The 17610-nt window shown below is 46.7% G+C and carries 17 protein-coding genes; 5 read left to right on the forward strand and 12 right to left on the reverse strand.

Features of this window, described 5'->3' with window-relative positions; translation table 11 throughout:
- Window positions 1-33 precede the first annotated feature (33 nt).
- Both rimM and C8N47_RS01065 read left to right on the forward strand, forming a co-directional pair.
- A complete protein-coding gene (rimM, locus tag C8N47_RS01060) occupies window positions 34-564 on the forward strand; it encodes a ribosome maturation factor RimM (protein WP_107820661.1) in 531 nt (176 codons plus the stop codon).
- A gap of 93 nt (window positions 565-657) precedes the next feature.
- Entirely contained in the window at window positions 658-1362 is a 705-nt protein-coding gene (locus C8N47_RS01065; protein WP_107820662.1) for a head GIN domain-containing protein, read from the forward strand.
- A 344-nt stretch (window positions 1363-1706) separates the two neighbouring features.
- On the opposite strand, the gene C8N47_RS01070 is transcribed toward C8N47_RS01065, so the two are convergent.
- The 9 genes from C8N47_RS01070 to C8N47_RS01110 all read right to left on the reverse strand — a co-directional run bounded on the left by C8N47_RS01070 (window position 1707) and on the right by C8N47_RS01110 (window position 12332).
- On the reverse strand, window positions 1707-2270 hold the full coding sequence (locus C8N47_RS01070; protein ID WP_107820663.1) for an L-threonylcarbamoyladenylate synthase: 564 nt from the start codon (window positions 2268-2270) through the stop codon (window positions 1707-1709).
- A 1-nt stretch (window position 2271) separates the two neighbouring features.
- Window positions 2272-3390 carry a glycosyltransferase family 4 protein gene (locus C8N47_RS01075; protein WP_107820664.1) on the reverse strand — a complete coding sequence of 373 codons (1119 nt, stop codon included), beginning with the start codon at window positions 3388-3390 and terminating at the stop codon, window positions 2272-2274.
- Between the two features lie 98 nt (window positions 3391-3488).
- Window positions 3489-4751, reverse strand: coding sequence for a diaminopimelate decarboxylase family protein (locus C8N47_RS01080; RefSeq protein WP_107820665.1), 1263 nt, complete (start codon window positions 4749-4751; stop codon window positions 3489-3491).
- Window positions 4752-5060: 309 nt separating this feature from the next.
- Window positions 5061-5927: a diaminopimelate epimerase gene (gene dapF, locus C8N47_RS01085; RefSeq protein WP_107820666.1), complete on the reverse strand. Its 867-nt coding sequence runs from the start codon at window positions 5925-5927 to the stop codon at window positions 5061-5063.
- A gap of 76 nt (window positions 5928-6003) precedes the next feature.
- A complete protein-coding gene (locus C8N47_RS01090) occupies window positions 6004-7533 on the reverse strand; it encodes an ATP-binding cassette domain-containing protein (RefSeq protein WP_107820667.1) in 1530 nt (509 codons plus the stop codon).
- Between the two features lie 127 nt (window positions 7534-7660).
- On the reverse strand, window positions 7661-8359 hold the full coding sequence (locus C8N47_RS01095) for an energy transducer TonB (RefSeq protein ID WP_107820668.1): 699 nt from the start codon (window positions 8357-8359) through the stop codon (window positions 7661-7663).
- 300 nt (window positions 8360-8659) lie between these two features.
- Window positions 8660-9385 carry an ABC transporter ATP-binding protein gene (locus C8N47_RS01100; protein WP_107820669.1) on the reverse strand — a complete coding sequence of 242 codons (726 nt, stop codon included), beginning with the start codon at window positions 9383-9385 and terminating at the stop codon, window positions 8660-8662.
- A gap of 2 nt (window positions 9386-9387) precedes the next feature.
- Window positions 9388-10863, reverse strand: a complete 1476-nt coding sequence (locus C8N47_RS01105) for a DUF5687 family protein (protein WP_281257066.1) — start codon at window positions 10861-10863, stop codon at window positions 9388-9390.
- 26 nt (window positions 10864-10889) lie between these two features.
- Entirely contained in the window at window positions 10890-12332 is a 1443-nt protein-coding gene (locus C8N47_RS01110) for a T9SS type B sorting domain-containing protein (protein WP_107820671.1), read from the reverse strand.
- Between the two features lie 101 nt (window positions 12333-12433).
- Between C8N47_RS01110 and C8N47_RS01115 the strand changes: the two genes are divergently transcribed.
- Window positions 12434-13444: an aspartate-semialdehyde dehydrogenase gene (locus C8N47_RS01115; RefSeq protein ID WP_107820672.1), complete on the forward strand. Its 1011-nt coding sequence runs from the start codon at window positions 12434-12436 to the stop codon at window positions 13442-13444.
- A gap of 219 nt (window positions 13445-13663) precedes the next feature.
- Here C8N47_RS01115 and C8N47_RS01120 read toward each other — a convergent pair whose 3' ends face one another.
- Complete coding sequence (locus C8N47_RS01120; protein ID WP_107820673.1) at window positions 13664-14323, reverse strand: DUF2461 domain-containing protein; 660 nt, start codon at window positions 14321-14323, stop codon at window positions 13664-13666.
- A 77-nt stretch (window positions 14324-14400) separates the two neighbouring features.
- On the opposite strand from C8N47_RS01120, the gene C8N47_RS01125 reads away from it, so the two are divergent.
- Window positions 14401-15087, forward strand: a complete 687-nt coding sequence (locus C8N47_RS01125; protein WP_107820674.1) for a 2-C-methyl-D-erythritol 4-phosphate cytidylyltransferase — start codon at window positions 14401-14403, stop codon at window positions 15085-15087.
- Window positions 15088-15508: 421 nt separating this feature from the next.
- Complete coding sequence (locus C8N47_RS01130; RefSeq protein WP_107820675.1) at window positions 15509-16504, forward strand: DNA methyltransferase; 996 nt, start codon at window positions 15509-15511, stop codon at window positions 16502-16504.
- Here C8N47_RS01130 and C8N47_RS01135 read toward each other — a convergent pair.
- Both C8N47_RS01135 and C8N47_RS01140 read right to left on the reverse strand, forming a co-directional pair.
- Window positions 16476-17351 carry a hypothetical protein gene (locus C8N47_RS01135; protein ID WP_107820676.1) on the reverse strand — a complete coding sequence of 292 codons (876 nt, stop codon included), beginning with the start codon at window positions 17349-17351 and terminating at the stop codon, window positions 16476-16478. The two genes, C8N47_RS01130 and C8N47_RS01135, sit on opposite strands and share 29 nt — an antisense overlap.
- On the reverse strand, window positions 17341-17562 hold the full coding sequence (locus tag C8N47_RS01140; protein WP_107820677.1) for a helix-turn-helix domain-containing protein: 222 nt from the start codon (window positions 17560-17562) through the stop codon (window positions 17341-17343). The genes C8N47_RS01135 and C8N47_RS01140 overlap by 11 nt, the downstream gene beginning before the upstream one ends.
- Between the last annotated feature and the right edge of the window lie 48 nt (window positions 17563-17610).

A 17610-nucleotide genomic window follows, 5' to 3' on the forward strand; every position in this document is an offset into this window, starting at 1 on the left:
GAAAAGTCTGTCGCTTTTTTTATTTTTGCTTTTATGGAAACAATACCGAAAGACGACTGCATTAAAATTGGCTACCTGCAAAAGCCACATGGCATTAAAGGCGAGGTGACCCTTCAGCTGGAAGCCGGATACGACCTGAGCCTGGAAGAAATGCCCACCATCTTCCTCGAAATCGATGGTTTGCTGGTGCCTTTCTTCCTGCGCGAAGAAGGACTGCGCTTCCGCTCGGCCGAAACGGCTTTACTGCACTTCGACTGGATTGACAACGAAGAACAGGCCCGCAAAATATGCGGCACATCGGTCTACATTGCCCGCGAGGATTTCATCGCCGATCAGGAAGACCTGTCGCTGCACCAACTGGTGGGCTACACCTTGTTCGACAGCAACAAAGGGCGCATTGGCAAAATCCTGCAAGTGGACGACTATGCCGGCAACCTGCTTTTTACCGTGGAGTACGGCCAGCAGGAAGTAATGATCCCCTTCAGCGAAGACTTTCTGACCCGTTTCGACGAGGAAGCCTGCGAAATTGAAATGGAATGCCCCGAAGGTATTTTTGATCTGTAAGGACTGTCGCCGGTGCAACATTTGCGGCAGTGGTGCGTCTTTCGAAACAAACAATTCTTTTTTTCACACCGAAAACAAGCAAAATTGAAAACCATGAAAACAATGATGACATGCCTCCTGATGGCGCTGATGCTCCTGACAGGAAACTACGCTCAGGCCGACAACCAGAGCCGCGAGCTGGAAGCTTTTTCAGAAATTAACCTGCGTGTTGATGCCAAGCTGCATCTGGAACAGGGCGACAAACAATCGGTTGAGATTGTGGCCAAAGGATCGACCCTGGACGAGTTGGTGACCGAAGTGAAAAACCGCGAGCTGGTAATCCGCTTCAAAACCAAAAACCTGCTGTGGAAAGATTTTGAAACCGGCAAGATTGAAATCTTCATCACCGTGCCCGACATTACAGCCCTGACCGTGTCCGGATCGGGCGATATTGACAACGACGGCCCGCTGGAAGCGCGCATCCTAAGCCTCACCTTAAGCGGTAGCGGCAGCATTAAACTCGACGATTTGAAATCGGAACGCGTGAAAGCCATCATCTCGGGCAGCGGCAATATGGAACTGGCCGGCAACAGCGAGGCCGAAGACCTGAGCATTAACATTAGCGGCTCGGGCGGCTTTCGGGGAACCCATTTTGAGAGCCGCGACGTTACCGTGCGTGTTTCCGGATCGGGCAATGCTTACATTCATTGCACCAACAGCCTGATAGCCCGCGTGCTGGGCTCGGGAAGTATTTATTATGAAGGAAACCCGCGCATCGATCAGTCGATTGGCGGATCGGGACAGGTGAAAGAACTGTAAACCGGCCTGCTGCAACAAACGCAGCGCTGAACGGCACCAACAACCGGGCTTTTCAACTTACAACTACGCAGCCGAAAATGATTCAACCGCAGTTGCGACCAACAAAACCGCGCGGTTTTGTGAAAATCAGCCGCGGTTCTGCCAAAATTGACTGCGGTTCTATCAAAATTGAGTGCGGTTTTGTCAAAAGTTGATGCGTTTTTGTGAAAATTGACTGCGGTTCTGCGAAAATCAGCCGCGGCGGCATCATTTCCGCTTGCACCTTCCAACAAAAACGACACGGAGCCATGAACGCTTCGTGTCGTTTTAGATTCAAATTCAGCCTTTTACCGAAAAGCAGGAGCCTATTCGCGAATAATTTTGATTTCGCCACCAACACCCAGCTTAATGATGCTGGAAGGGCTGGCCGGGGCAACATCGTCCTGGCGGTACTCCACAACATAGTCCACCGCTTGCTTAATCTCGTCGCTCACCTCGGCAAAAGTTGCCGGCGCGGGCTGGCCACTCAGGTTGGCCGAGGTAGAGACAATGGGCTTGCGGAAGCGCTGAATAAGCTGCTGGCTAAAGCGCTCGGTGGTTAGCCGGATGCCCACCGAGCCATCGTCGGCCAGCAGGTTGGGCGCCAAATTTTTTGCCCCCGGATAAATGATGGTCATCGGCTTATCGGTCACCTCAATTAAGCTGTAAGCGATCTCGGGCACCTCGTTCATATAGCGTTCCAACAGGTTGATGTTCTCCATCAGCACCAACATACTTTTCGAGTCGGCCCGCTTTTTAATGTCGTACACCCGTTTCACGGCTTCCTCGTTGGTGGCATCGCAGCCAATTCCCCAGATGGTATCGGTGGGGTACAAAATCACCCCTCCTTGTTGCAGCACTTCCAGTGCTTTTTTAATATCCTCGTGCATGTTATAATGATTGATAAATTCGCATTAAATCGTCGGCATAACGCTCGGGGCGGAAACGTTCGGCATTTTCGTGGCCCAGTGCAATTTTCTGTTCGCGTTGGTTGGCGTTGTTCAGCAGGCTCATCAGCCCGTATCCAATCGATTCGGGGTCGAAGGGATCGACATAAGTTGCGGCCTGTGCGCCAACCTCGGGCATGGAGCTAAGCCATGCGGTCACGACGGGGCAGCCACAAGCCTGCGCCTCGGCAACGGGCAGGCCAAAACCCTCGAACTGCGACACAAAAACACAGAGATGCGCCAGCTGGTAAAGATGCGCCAGATCCTGCATGGGCACATACTGCAAAAAAATCAGCTGATCTTTCAGTTCGGCCACCAGCTCCTTCAACTCCTTCATGTAATTGGTCATTTTCCCCACAACAACAACCGGCATGTCGATTTTCTGTTCCAGAATGGCCTTCAACACATTGGCCTGATTTTTCCGTTTCTCCAACGTTCCGGGAATCAGGATAAACTCGCCGGGCAGGCGATATTTCTCGCGCGTGGCGGCCAAAGCTTCTTCCGCCGATTTCTCGAAAAACAGCGGGTTGATGGACTGGTACAGCACTTCAATCTTCGACTCGTCAACGCCCATATAGTGCATCAAATCGTCCTTGGTTTGCTCGCTGATGGCAATAATTTTATCGGCAACGCGCGCGGAATGCTTGTACTTGCGGTAGTAGATGCGCCGATCGGCAGCCCGGTAATACTTGGGGTAGCGCAGAATGATCAGGTCGTGAAAAGTAACCACCGAGCGGATGCCGGCTTTTTCGAGGCCAACAGGCAGCTCGTGGCTTAAGCCGTGGAACAGGTCGAGGCCCATTTTTTGCGACAGCTCGGTCACTTTGTAGCTCCGCCACACCGGCTTCACGCTTTTCCACCATTGCCCCTGCGGAGCGATAGTCACCATCGGATCGGGCGCGGTAAACAAACCGGCTTTTACCGAGGGCGTGAACAGATAATAATCGTTGCCGGGATAAGAAGCCTGCAAAGCCTGAATGGTATTGCGGCTGTAACTACCCAGCCCGGTAGGGTTCATAAAAGCGCGTTTGGCATCGAAGCCGATCTTCAGCAGTTTGGTCATAAACCCAAAGGTACAAAAAAGCGCAAACGCTTGGTTGAAGAGCGAAAAAAACCGGAAATTCACATTCCCGGCTCTCTCGTAATTTATTTTGATCTTAGCTATTCAAAGTCTTTCAAACCACCGAAATCGAGGGTTGCAAAGTAGTCTTCCAAGGTCTCTGCCCGGCGGATTTGCACCACCTCGCCGTTTTCGCGCAGCAACAACTCGGCCGAGCGCAGCTTACCGTTGTAATTAAAGCCCATGGAGTGACCGTGTGCACCGGTATCGTGCAGCACCACCAGGTCGCCCGGTTCAACTTCGGGTAACAAGCGGTTAATGGCAAACTTATCGTTGTTTTCGCACAGCGAGCCGGTAACATCGTAAAGGGTATTGCAGCTGCTTTTTTCTTTTCCCAACACCGTAATATGGTGGTAGGCACCATACAACGCGGGGCGCATCAGGTTGGCCATACAGCTGTCGAGCCCGGCATATTTCTTATAGGTTTCTTTAATGTGCAGCACCTCCGACACCAGGTATCCGTAAGGCCCGGTGATGGCACGGCCCGACTCGAAGAAAATCTTCAGCGGATCCAGCCCGTTGGCCACAATGTATTTTTCGTAGCGTTCCCGAATGCCGTCGCTCACAATTTTCAGGTCGACGGGCTTGTGTTCGTTTTTGTACGGAATGCCGATACCGCCACCCAGGTTGGCAAACTCGAAGCGAATGCCCAGTTCTTTGGACAAATCAACGATGGTATCGAAAATAATGTCGGCGGTTTCCACAAAATAATGGGCATCCAGCTCGTTGGAAGCCACCATGGTGTGAATACCGAAACGTTTTACGCCTTTAGCAGCCAAGCGCTTGTACCCTTCGAACAATTGGTCGCGGGTGAAGCCATATTTTGAATCTTCCGGATTACCAATGATGATGTTACCCTCTTTGAGCGCTCCCGGGTTGTAGCGGAAGCAAACCAACTCGGGAATACCGGCGTGTTGCTCCAGATAGTCGATGTGCTTAATATCGTCGAGGTTGATGATGGCACCCAACTCCATGGCTTTCTGAAATTCGTAAGCCGGCGTATCGTTCGAGGTGAACATGATTTCCTCGCCACGCATGCCCAAACGTTCAGCCAGCACCAACTCGGCCATTGAGCTACAGTCGATGCCGAAATTTTCCTGGCGCAAAAGCTTCATCAGGTAAGGGTTCGGAGCGGCTTTAATGGCGTAATATTCCTTGAAGCCTTCGTTCCACGCAAACGACTCGTTGAAATAACGCGCATAGTCCATCATCGCCTTTTCATCGTAAATGTGAAACGGCGTTGGGTGACTTTCAATGACTTTCTCAATCTGTTCTTTGGTAAAGGGTAATTTTTTCCCAATCATATTCTTCACTGTTTAATCTGTTTTTCAGGCTCGTAAACCGAACTGCATTCAAAATAGAGCTACAAAGATATCAATAAATCAGTGGTTCTGCTTTCAATCCAATCCTGCAGCTGGTAAATCCCGAATGATTTGACAAATATTTAGCGTTTTTGTTCAGCCGCTGATGCAATTCTCTAAACAAGCTGCGAAAATATATTTTAGCGAGGGCTTCACTAAAGAATAGCGAGGGTTTCACTTCAAGTGAAGCCCTCGCTAACAAGTGAAACCCTCGCTAAAAGCCCTCGCTAAAATATCGTAGGCATTTTCTTTTTATCCAATTAGCTCGCTCAGCAGCTCGTCGCTCAACACGCCCGAGCAGATCTCGCGCACTTCGCCGGTCATCCGGATTTGCCAGTCCGGATCAACCTCCAGCTTCAATTCGCCGCCGGGCATTCTTAGTGTTAGCTTGCGGTTGGTCAGTCCTTTCTTCACCATGATGGCAGCTACCGCACTCGACGAACTGCCCGAGGCCAGGGTCCAACCGGCACCGCGCTCCCAGATCAGGATCTCCACCAAATCGGGCGAAATCACTTTGGCAAACTGCACATTGATGCGGTTCGGAAATTTCGGGTGGTTTTCAATCTGACTTCCGTATTGCATGATCTCGTCCACCACCAGCTCGTCTTTGAGAACAACGCAGTGCGGATTACCAACCGACACGCAGTTAATCTTGTAGCTCACCTCGTCCAATTCCAAAAGATCATCTAAACATTCCGGGAGTTCACTCTTCACCGGCACCTTTTCCGACTCAAAAATGGCAGCACCCATATCAACTTTAATGGTCCGGGCTTTGGCGTTTTCCTGCTGAATAACGGCGGCCTGCACCACGCCCCCAAGGGTATCAATCGAAAACGAGGTGTTTGTCGTATAGCCGTAATCGAACAGGAACTTGGCAAAAATGCGCAAGCCGTTGCCGCTTTTCTCGGCTTCCGAGCCATCGGGGTTCAAAATGCGCAGGCCAAAATCAGCCTTGTCGCTATCAACCAGCACCAAAATACCATCGGAGCCAATGCCATAGTGGACATCGCAAATCAGCTGAATATTTTTCTCGGTGAATTCGAAATCGACCTTGTGGCTATCCATCACAATGTAGTCGTTACCCAAGCCGTGCGACTTGACGAAAAAGTTGTTGTTCATAGGAATCAGATTGAATTGTTTTCAACAAAAATAAGCGATTTTGGCACTTTTGCCGATCATCAGAAGATGAAATATATCAGTTAAAATCGCCCTTGAACTTCACCATGCCACCCTCCAGCTCGAGCATCCTCGACACACAAGCCGGAATCTCGTTGCGATGGTGAGTTACGTAAATCATGGTTGTGCGCAGATGCTTGCACAGCTGATCGAGCAGATTCACAAAGCGCGCTGTTTGTTGCTCGTCGAGCCCCTGGCAAGGTTCGTCCAGGATGAGCAGCGCCGGCGATTTCACCAGGGCACGCGCCAGCAGCAAAGCCCGCTGCTCGCCCAGCGAAGCCTGAACAAACAGGTGCCCCTGCAAATGCTCCAGCCCTAACACCGGAAACCAGCGTTCGGCCAAATCGCGTTCCAAATCGGTGGGCTGACTGGCAAAACCAATCTCGTTTTTAAAGCCCGACACAATCACATCCATGCAGCTTAGCGCATCGTAGTGGCTGTGCGGCGTCGACTGCAAGCCCGGGATGGTGTTGAAAATCCCCTCGCCCCGCAAAAAGTACAAATGCAACTCGGGCGACACAAAACCAATGCGGTTTTTAATATCCCAGATGCTTTCGCCCGAGCCCCGCTGCCGATCAAAAAGCACCAGGTCGTTGGTGTATCCCTGTGGATTGTCGGCCGTCACCAGGCTCAGCAGGGTTGACTTGCCGGCGCCATTATGCCCCAACAGCGCCCATTGCTCGCCGGGCTTCACCTGCCAATCAATATCTTTTAATATTTGCTTTCCTCCAATGGTAACCTGCACGTTGCGCATCCCCACAACCTGATTGAACTGCTCGTTGTGGCGAACCAGGCCCGAAAACAATTCCGGCGAAATGGGCTCCATCTCACTGTCCGATTGGCCTGTTTGCGGCTGAAAGTCGACTGCCGGGCAGTATTGCAGCTGTTGGCCTTCGTGCAACTCAAGAACTTGTGCTACGCCCTCGGGGATCATAGTTGGTGAACAAATAATCACAAACGAAATGCCCGCCTGCATCTGTTGAGCAATCAACCGGCTCAACTTCTCGCGCGATGTTACATCCAGGCCAACAAAAGGCTGATCGAGCACCATCACATCGGGCTTTTGCAGCAAGGCTGCTGCCAACTGCGTGCGCTTGCTCTCGCCATTACTGAGCTGAAGCAGCTTACGATCACTCAGATGGGCAATGTGCATGGTTTCCATGACCGCGGCAACATCGTCGTTGCCTGCCGCCGGCTTTGTTGTGGCGGCAATCTTTTCGAGATAGGCCAGAATCGTCGGGCTATCATCCATCCCCTGATTTTCGTAACGCTGTCCGTAATAGGTACTTCTTCGCCCCGACAAGGACAAAAAATTATTTTGCTGCGATACCATTGCACAGTTCACGTTCCGGGGCATCACCAGCGTTCCCGAACCGGGTGCCAACTGACCGGCAATTAAGCGCCCCAGGCTTGTTTTACCACTGCCCGAGCTACCGGTAATTGCCAACGATGTGCCCAAAGGGAACGAAAATGAGATGTTGTCCAGGATTGTTGTCATGCCGCTGCGCAATGTCAGCGACTGCCCCTGAATACTGCAATTGTTTTCCATAAAGGCAAAGATAGGGCGAACAGGCCAAAGCTGTCCCCGCAAGCTGCAATTTCAACAAATCAGCTTGTTCGTTAACAAGCCGAGTCTGCCCAAACAGACAAGCTCAGCTTGTTGACACATCGCGGCACTATTGCAACACAAAACTAATGGGTACACTGAAAGCAACCCGGACAGGCTGTCCTTGTTGCACGCCGGGTTTCCAGCGAGGCAGGCTGTTTACAACCCGCAAAGCCTCTTTATCGAGCGAGGGATCCACACTTCGGATCACCCGGGCATTGGTTACGCGGCCTTCTTTGTCGACCACAAAGCTCACATACACCTTGCCCTGGATGCCGTTTTCCTGGGCAATAACAGGATATTTAATGGACTCGGCAATAAATCGGCGTAGGGCCATCTCGCCGCCAGGAAACTCCGGCATTTCCTCCACAATGTAGAAAATCGGTTCTTCTTTTTCTTCCTTCTCCACTTCGCGCTCAACCGTTGTAGCAATTGGAGTAACCTCGATCGCTGTTTCGGCATCGGCTTCAGTATCCTGAATCTCCAATTCTTCTTCAACCTCAATATCGTTGGCCACAATATTCAACACCTCTACAACCTTGGGTGGTGGCGGAGGTTCGGGTGGGCGTACTTGTTCCTGTCTGGTAATGGGAATTATTTCTGTTTCGATTTCCTGGACTGTTACTCCGCTTAAAGTCTCAACTTCCTTTACCGGGGATTTCAACTCGAAAGCAAAAAAGCAAATCCCCAATGCCAAAATCAGGCCAATCTCAACAAAAAGGCCGTGATAACGATCCAGATCGACATTCGGATATTTTTTGACTTCCATGACTTTGGTTTTTCTCGATTAACTAAGAACGATCGGGCAATTTCATTTTAGAGGCAAGGTTCGTTCGCGAACCGGATCAACTTCAGCAGATTCCCCAAAGAGAATGATGAACACCGTTCATGATCAGCAGCACTTTAATGACGTATACGAACCGGAATATGGGCTAGTTTCCAAGTTACTTAAAATGAAGTATGTTAATACGGTTGTTTTATAACAGCATAACCGGGTTACAAACAAAAGCCCGATCCGGAAGAATAAAAGACCAAATCGGGCAACGTGCTGTTTTATCACAAAAAAGCTTTAATCCAAAACAAAGGTGTCCGGCTCTTTCACCCCGGCAAAAAAGTTTTCCAACTCCTTCAGCGTTGTTGCTGTTTTTGGCACATCTTTCACAATCTTTCCTTTTTCGAGAATAACAATGCGGGTGCAGACTTCCGTAATATTATCGAGGGTGTGGCCAGAGATCAGGAATGTTGTACCTTGCTCGGCGGCCTGCGTTCTAATCAGGCTTCGCAATTTATATTGCGAGCTCGGATCCAAGTTTGCAAAAGGTTCATCAAGAATTACCACTTCCGGTTTTCCCATCATGGCTGCCGCTAAACCGACTTTCTTTTGGTTTCCTTTCGACAAATCGCGGATGAATTTTTTCTTCCCCCGGATCTCCCGGTTAAAAAATTCATCAAAATCCTTCAGGTAAAGTTCCAAGTCCGACTGATTCATATCGCGCAAACCACCGACAAATGCAAAATACTCATCGGGAGTCAGGTAGCCAATGGTAAAGCTTTCGTCGATAAAAGCACCGGTAAAGGCTTTCCAGTCTTCCGATTCATGAACGATAATCCCCTGACTAGTCACATGGCCTTTTGATGGCACAATCAAATCCAAAATCAAATTAAACAAGGTTGTCTTTCCAGCTCCATTGTTCCCGACAAGACCAAACAGTTCTCCTTTTTCAATCGTTAATTCGGCAATATCCAGAACAATTTCTTTTTGATAAGCCTTTATGAGGTTTACTATTTCAATCATGACTAAGAGTTTTTATAATCGCGAATCATGCGATGTTTATTTTTATTGTACTTCTTAGCGAAGTAATTAAACAATTGAGGTTGAAGCAGGATGCCCACAATTCCGATTGCTCCCATCATCAATAGCGCCGGAATTGAGTCGGTCGTCCACTTAAAAAGATAGAACACAACAATTGGCCCGACCAACAAAGGGAAAGCAATCAACCATTGGGAAGCGCCCATCCCCTGATAATTAAACATAGCCGAACCGCCCAAGTCGACCGCCTTTTTACTTCCACTTCCAAACAAGAAGATCAGATTGATATTCACCCCAACGTGATAAAAAAAGAGTGCGGTGTTGAAATATATAATCCGAATATCAATGATACCGTAGACCAATGTCACCAGAAAATACACGAACGACACAACCACATTCAGATAATAGAAAGCCTGCAGGAACTGCTTCATCTTGAAGTTTTGAGTCATCAACATGGAAAAATACCGACTGTGCCATGCCGGAAAAAACTGGCCGATGGAGATGGAGAACATTCCGGTCATCAACAAGCCTCCCAGAATCAAAATTCCTTCAGGTATCCCTTTATCAACATCTTTATAAATCAGCAAGCCGTAAGCCAAAAACAAAATCGTCATCAGGAACTGAGTGCGCGGTCGTTTATTACGCCAAATCATCCTAACATCGAGCGAAACAAACTTGCCGTAATCCCCCAGGCGACTCATCCAGCTAAAATCCCAAACATTCGAATCTTTCTGCTTTCGCTCAACCAAATTCAGGTAGAGATTGGCTACCAAATAGCGCAAATTCAACCAGTAAAACAGAACTGGTATGACGAATAACGCCAACACAAGAACAGGGTTCTGCATGACTTTATCCAAAAGCTGACCAAACAACCCGGTTAGGTCGACTATTCCAAAGTAATCTACGGCGTACAGTCCACAAAATATGCCGGCAAAAACATAAAATCCGTAGTTGCTCTCGTTGATCCACCACTTCAAATAAGTCGTCAAAAAGTGGTTCGTCAGGATCAGTAAAACAATACTTACCAGCCACCCCAACGCTGCTGCTGTTGAATGATCGGGGATCACTATTCGGAAAAATAACGGCATGATCATAAAAAACGGGAGCAAATTGAAAAAATGAAGTAAAGAACGAGTCAGGAGATACCGGGCGATCTGTTTTCTCTTTATATTTTGGATGATAAATGGCTTAAAACTAATCGTTGGTAAGTTTTGTAGCATTTGCCTGACAGCCAAATCAAAAGCAAAATAAATCAACAGATAACTGTTCAGAACACTTGTCATTTCGTGCCCCGGATATTTTTCGGCAAGTACTTTGGGAATCACAAAAACTCCCATTGAAAGAAAAACAAGTGTGAAATAAAGAGCCAGGAATACCAGCATGATGGTTGTTGCAATGCTTCTACCAAACGAAGATGATCGTCTGACTTCCTTCCATGCGAATGAATAAAGGTTTAGCTTCATAGTTGTTTTTGGCAATTGCCACTAAATTACATAATTCCATTGACGATGGTACAACTTTTCTTAAAAACAAGCTCCTCGCCAGTCAGATTCGTCAATTCAATAAAAAAGACATAGATACCTGCCGGCAGCTCCTGCCCGTTTTCGCGCTTACCGTCCCAGGTTAGATCAGCCTGCTGCCCGATTGTTACATTTTTCTGGGGCTGCCCGACCAGCCGCCCGGCCGAATCGAACACACGACTATTGACAATCCAATCCGGGCGGCTCAGTTGCAGACGAATCGTCAGATAATCGTTGTAACCATCGCCATTGGGCGAGATGGCTTTGGGCTCCAGTCGAACGCTTGTGTCATCCGTCGCCACCTCTGCCATCGAATTGGGGCACCCGGGAGTTGCAAATCCCGAGGCGGCAGCCGCCGAAGTCCAGTTTTCCCAATCGGAGCTTGCCCGGCTAAATGATTTTCGCTCCAACGAGACAGCTTCTTCATCGGCAACCAGCGGATTGTGCATTTTCTCACTATACACCAGCTCATCCAATACATTCAGTGAATCATCCAGCAACACGACAACGCCGCCATCATTGGGCATCGAAGGGAGATCGGCCATCCGGAAATTTTCCGGGCAAGACTGCGGATAAAGCAGGGAAAGGGTATCCGGATTTTCACAAAAAAGAGCATAGCCACCGGGCTCCAGGTAGTCGGCATAAGCCGAAAGCGGCTCCACTTGCTTCAGGTTGCCGTCACCATCGCGCGAAGCAATCCGGAGATGATCGGTACGAATTGTTTTATCGGAAACATTCACCAGCTCAACAAAGTCAGGACAATCGGGATAGGGGTTAAAAAGCAGCTCGTTCAGCAGCACATCGCCCGCAGCGGCTAAATTTTCGGGCAACAACGGCGGCTCTTGAGTTTCCACCAAGATATCGTCGATCATAATTTTGTCGGATGCATACGTTGTTTTCATCCGGATAATAATTTGAAGCGAGTCGCCGGTCAAACCCTCCTGCCGCACCTCGGCTTCGCCCCAGTTTCCGGCAACATGGCCGTTGGTTTCAAATAAGGTTTCCGCCCCCTCATCAATCCGGTAATAAACCGCAATATATTTGTTGGCTTCGGTTTTGCCGCTTCCGGTTTCTTTGGCTATCAACTGACAGGATATATTCTCCTCGCCCGAGATAGCAATCCAGGCCGATCGCCAAACAGCCTCACCATCGCAGTCCAGTGCTTCGAAGCGTCCGCCTGAGGTGCTCACCGTTTTCACATAATCGTTCGACGCCTCAAAAACACAGTTCTCAACATCCAGGGTCCAGTTCACGATTCCTGAAAGATCGGAATGGACCGAAACGCCATCATCGTCTCCCCAGTAACCTTTATCGGCGACGGCAAAATTCTCCATCCATACAGGGCGACCCGCGCTGTCAATTGTTAACAAGATGATCGCCAACACAAGAAAATAACAAGATTTAGCACTCATCGGGTGAAAATTTAAAAGTAAACTACTAATTTTGGGGCTTTTATGTTTCGCTTGTTCGAAACTGATTTTTAATGAATTAAATTAACAAAATTTTCCGAACTATGAAAATTGCAATTGTTGGTGCAAGTGGAGCGGTTGGCCAGGAGTTTTTAAAAGTGTTGGCCGAACGGAATTTTCCGCTCGATGAGTTAGTTTTATTTGGCTCGGCGCGAAGTGCCGGAACAGAATATGAGTTCAAAGGCAAAAAACTAACTGTTAAAGAACTGAAGCACAACGACGATTTCAAAGATATTGACATTGCATTAACCTCGGCCGGAGGGTCCATCTCGAAAGATTTTGCTTCAACCATTACCAAGCATGGTGCCATCATGATTGATAACTCCAGTGCATTCCGTTACGACGACGATGTGCCTTTGGTTGTGCCTGAAGTAAACCCGGAAGATGCGTTGGTACGTCCCCGCAATATTATTGCCAACCCCAACTGTTCGACCATCCAGATGGTTGTGGCCTTAAAGCCGATCCACGACCTGTCGAAAATCACCAAGGTACAGGTAGCCACTTACCAAGCAGCCAGTGGCGCCGGCGCACAGGGTATTGCCGAGCTGGAAGAGCAAACCAAACAGCTGGCCCGCGGCGAAGAAGCAACTGTTGACAAATTCGCTTATCAACTGGCCATGAACGTGATTCCGCACATTGATGTTTTCCTGGACAACGACTACACCAAAGAGGAAATGAAGATGAACTGGGAAACCAAGAAAATTATGCACGCCAACACCGAGGTAAGCGCCACCTGTGTGCGCGTTCCGGTAGCTCGTTCGCACTCCGAAGCCATCTGGCTCGAAACAGAAGAAGAACTGAGCGTTGATCAGGTACGTGAAGCCTTCAAAAAATTTGAGGGTTTGACGGTGATCGATAATCCGCAAAACAAAGAATACCCGATGCCCTTGTTTGTTGCCGGCAAGGACGATGTGTATGTTGGTCGTTTACGAAAAGACATTACCAACCCCAAAGGGCTAACATTCTGGTGCGTGGGTGACCAAATCAAAAAAGGTGCTGCTTTAAATGCCGTACAAATTGCCGAATGGTTGATTAAACACGGCGAAGTGAAATAAAATACATCCTCATGATCGCATAAAAAAGCCGGAAATCAAACGTTCCGGCTTTTTTGTATGAAAATGGGTTGTAAGGGAAGAAACTAATCCACTAGTTTATTCGCCGAAGCCCAAATAAGTAACCCCATTTTCAAAACAACTTCACGAACGACTACTTTTTACCCCTTCTTTGGGCCAATCCGCTATACGAACGAACTTTTTATTATTGTTTAGCAGCTACTATTTTCGGTGTTTTATCGCATCATTCAGGAAGCGATTCATGAAACTTAGCTGGCGAAACATGTCGATGGCCTCTTCAACCAAATTTTCACTCAGAACTTCTTCATCAGTTAACGAATGACCGAAGGCATACGATTTTGGTCGCAACAAATCGATATCGGCAAACTCCTTATCGAAGCCCTTGGGCGCCGTCTTTAGCTTCTCCCCCATGATATCGGGGAAGTACTGGTGGAAGTCGGTGTCGTGCAAAACCTCCTTAAAACTTTCGGGCGACTCATAAATCTCCTGCCGAATTGCCCGCAAAACATCCGGCGAAGGACACCATACCCCGCCACCAACAAACGAAGCCCCGGGTTCCAGGTGAATGTAATAGCCGCCCAACTCGCTTTTTCGCCCACCCGGAGCGATAAAACTTCCCATATTGGTTTTGTAGGGGCTTTTATCCTTTGCAAAGCGCACATCCCTGAAAATACGAAACAGGCAATCGCGCGCATTGAGCACCGGAATATCCGTATCAAAACGGCGAACTTCCTGAATCAGGATGTCGGTCAGAAAAAGCATCTGCTCACGAGCCTGCTCGTAGGCTTGCCGATGCGCGTTAAACCAGTCTCTATTGTTGTTTTCCTTCAACTCGGTGAGAAATTCAAATACTGCTTTCATCTTCTTGTTTTTCGGATTGAATATCGATTGTGAACAATTTATAAATGTATTGCTATTTTTGTTTCAACATTGAGCCTATGGAAAAGTTTGCATTAATCGTAGCCGGAGGAAGCGGTACCCGTATGGGAAGTGATATTCCAAAGCAGTTTTTGGTACTCAACGGGAAGCCCATTCTGATGCATACCATCGAACGTTTTTCCGATTACGACCCGGCTTTCAAAATCACCTTGGTGCTGCCATCCGCCCAGTTTGCCTATTGGCGAGAGCTTTGCACCAGACATAAATTTACCATTGCGCATCAGCTTGTAGCCGGAGGAAACAGCCGGTTTCAGTCGGTAAAAAACGGGCTAAATGCGCTACCGGAGCAAGGCATCGTGTTTATTCACGACGGAGTACGCCCTTTGGTATCGGCGGCCACCATCCGGAACTGCGAAAAAACAGCGCGGCAAAGCGGCAATGCACTCCCCGTAGTTCCGGTCATTGAATCGATCCGCCAAATTACAGCCGACGGCGGTAGTCAACATGCCGACCGCAGCCAATATCGCTTGGTTCAGACACCGCAAACATTCCGGTTAGGGCTGATTAAAAAAGCCTTTCAACAAGAAGAAAGCCCTTTGTTTACCGACGATGCATCGGTTTGCGAAGCCATGGGCGAAACCATCAACCTGGTGACGGGCAACCCGGAAAACATCAAAATCACACAACCTTCCGACCTGAAGATTGCCGCCTTATTTCTCGAGGGCTTAACTCCCGCCCCCAAATAGCCATTGCCGGGACGACACCATTCCCCGAATGTGGGCTGTCTTTTGCAGTACAGTTGAATAAGGCAGCGTTTAATAAGTCAGCTTCCTCCGCATAGCTGCTCTATTGTCTCCTTCTTTGGCTTTTGCCATATCGGCCACTTGTATGAGCAGTAGCGGTTTGCGTGCTACAAACTTATCAAATTATGATGAAATTTGAGCGGATTGCAGACCTTAAAATTTAGCACTTTTGCCGCTATTGCTTATACAAATTGTTGTATGCCCGTGCTTTCTGCTTTCAGGGTCAGCGTGAAATGCTCTTTTGCAATTTTTGGTCTGGGGGCTAGGTTGTGCGAATTGCAAATGTGCATTGAATTAGGGTTGGAAAAACCATTTATAAGTTTTATTTTTGCATACTATAATTATCATGTATTATCAAGTTTAGATGGATCAGAGATTACTAATTGAAGAAGGCGATTTTTTAAATTTATATAAAAGTTGGGATGCTCCAACTGTTATAATTTCAGATGGTCCATATGGTATTGGTGGCTTTCCTGGTGACCCAAAATCAGCTAAAAATCTTGGAAAGGTTTATGAACCTTTCATTAAGGCATGGGCTGAATCATCAACTCCTAATACAACTCTTTGGTTTTGGAATACTGAACTTGGTTGGGCAAATGTTCATCCGGTTCTAGAAAAATATGGTTGGGAGTTTGTTAATTGCCATATTTGGAATAAAGGTAAAGCTCATATTGCAGGAAATGCAAACACAAAAACTTTGAGAAAATTACCAGTAGTGACTGAAGTTTGTGTTCAATATGTATTAAAGCCAGAGTTTGTTATTGATGGAAACAGCTTAAGCATGCAAGAGTGGTTAAGATATGAATGGAAAAGAACAGGCTTACCATTATCTAAAACCAATGAGGCTTGTGGAGTGAAAAATGCTGCAACGAGAAAATATTTCACTACCTGCGATTTATGGTATTTCCCACCTAGTGAAGCTTTTGAGAAGTTCACAAAATATGCAAATGAAAATGGTAAAGTTGAAGGCAAACCATATTTCTCTTTAAATGGAATCGATCCTATTTCAAAAGATGAATGGGATAAAATGAGGGCTAAATTCAAATGCCCTTTTGGTGTATCTAACGTATGGGAACACCCACCATTAAACGGTAAAGAACGCTTAAAAAATGGCTCAAAATCATTACATCTCAATCAAAAACCATTAAAATTAATGGAAATAATAATTGACATCTCTTCTGATATAGGTGATGTAATATGGGAACCATTTGGAGGATTGTTTTCAGGTGCTATTGCAGCTCACAATTTAAACAGAGTTGCTTATGCGTCTGAAATAAATGGAGAAATATTTAAGCACGCTGAAAACAGGGTGAAATCTATTTTAGATCAACCTAAATTAAATCTTTTATTAGATCAATAGTGTTTGTTTTAGAATCACTAATCAGTTTTGCCCATTCTTTTATCCTATGACCATGCAATTTTGATTCTAGTACTTTAGACTTAAATTCTTCCATGCTTTCATGTTGAATTCTATCCATTTTTGCAAAGTTAGTATCCAAACGATATGGGTATTTGCCAAGGAGACCTTTTAATTTGGTTTGGTATTCAACAGTCGGTTCATATACTTTCCCATTTGCCCCCCAACTTAAAATATCTTTCTCTGCTTTTTTGAGTAAAGAAGAATCACCTTGAAATTTATAACCATTTGTATTTGTTTGTTGCAAATTTGAAGTTCTTGAAGAGGTATCTTCTGGCTCAAAAACTAAGTAATCAGGAGGTCTGTGATAATGACTATCTCTAGCACTTGCTAAGCTTTTAGCAGAACCAACCCAAACATCAATTAAAACAGGCTTACCATAAATAATATATTCAGGTAACCATGCCACAAGAGCAACATGAGTTTGATCTTGGTCAAAATGATTAATACTGTCTTTAAATCTGGCAGTAATCTCTGTAGCAAGAGGAAACCATGTCTTAATTTCTATTCCTGGTTGCGGTTCAATTTTACCATCAAAAATAGTGTCAGGAAATCCTGGGTCTTGTCTTTTCCACTCTCCAAGCCCTTTCCAGTCAAGAGTATTTAATTCTTCACAAACTTTAAACTCAATCATATTTCCTACTAAAGGCGAAAGCTTAGAAACTGTTTTAGCAAGATGTTCAGCATATTCAAGTGTTGGTGGTTTTGTTATATCAACTACATCCATTTGTGAGCCAACTAGTGACTCTAAATGCTTTCCTGCTAATTCAAGTATTTCTTTATAAGTCATTGAAGATCTCTGATAAATTAATTTCAAGTGCATTAGCAACTTTTTCAATATTTATCAGGGTTATGTTTTTTTCTGCCCTTTCTATCATACCAATATATGTCCTATGAAGCCTAGCTTTTTCAGCAAGTTCTTCTTGTGACATGTTGTTTTTCTTTCGATAGTCTCTTATTCTGTCACCGAACCTTTTTAGTATATCTGAATTTGAATCCATTGCTAATTATAGTATGTACAAAGCTAATTATAGTCTTCTTTTTGTACT

This window comes from Mangrovibacterium marinum (assembly GCF_003046625.1).
Taxonomy (GTDB): domain Bacteria; phylum Bacteroidota; class Bacteroidia; order Bacteroidales; family Prolixibacteraceae; genus Mangrovibacterium; species Mangrovibacterium marinum.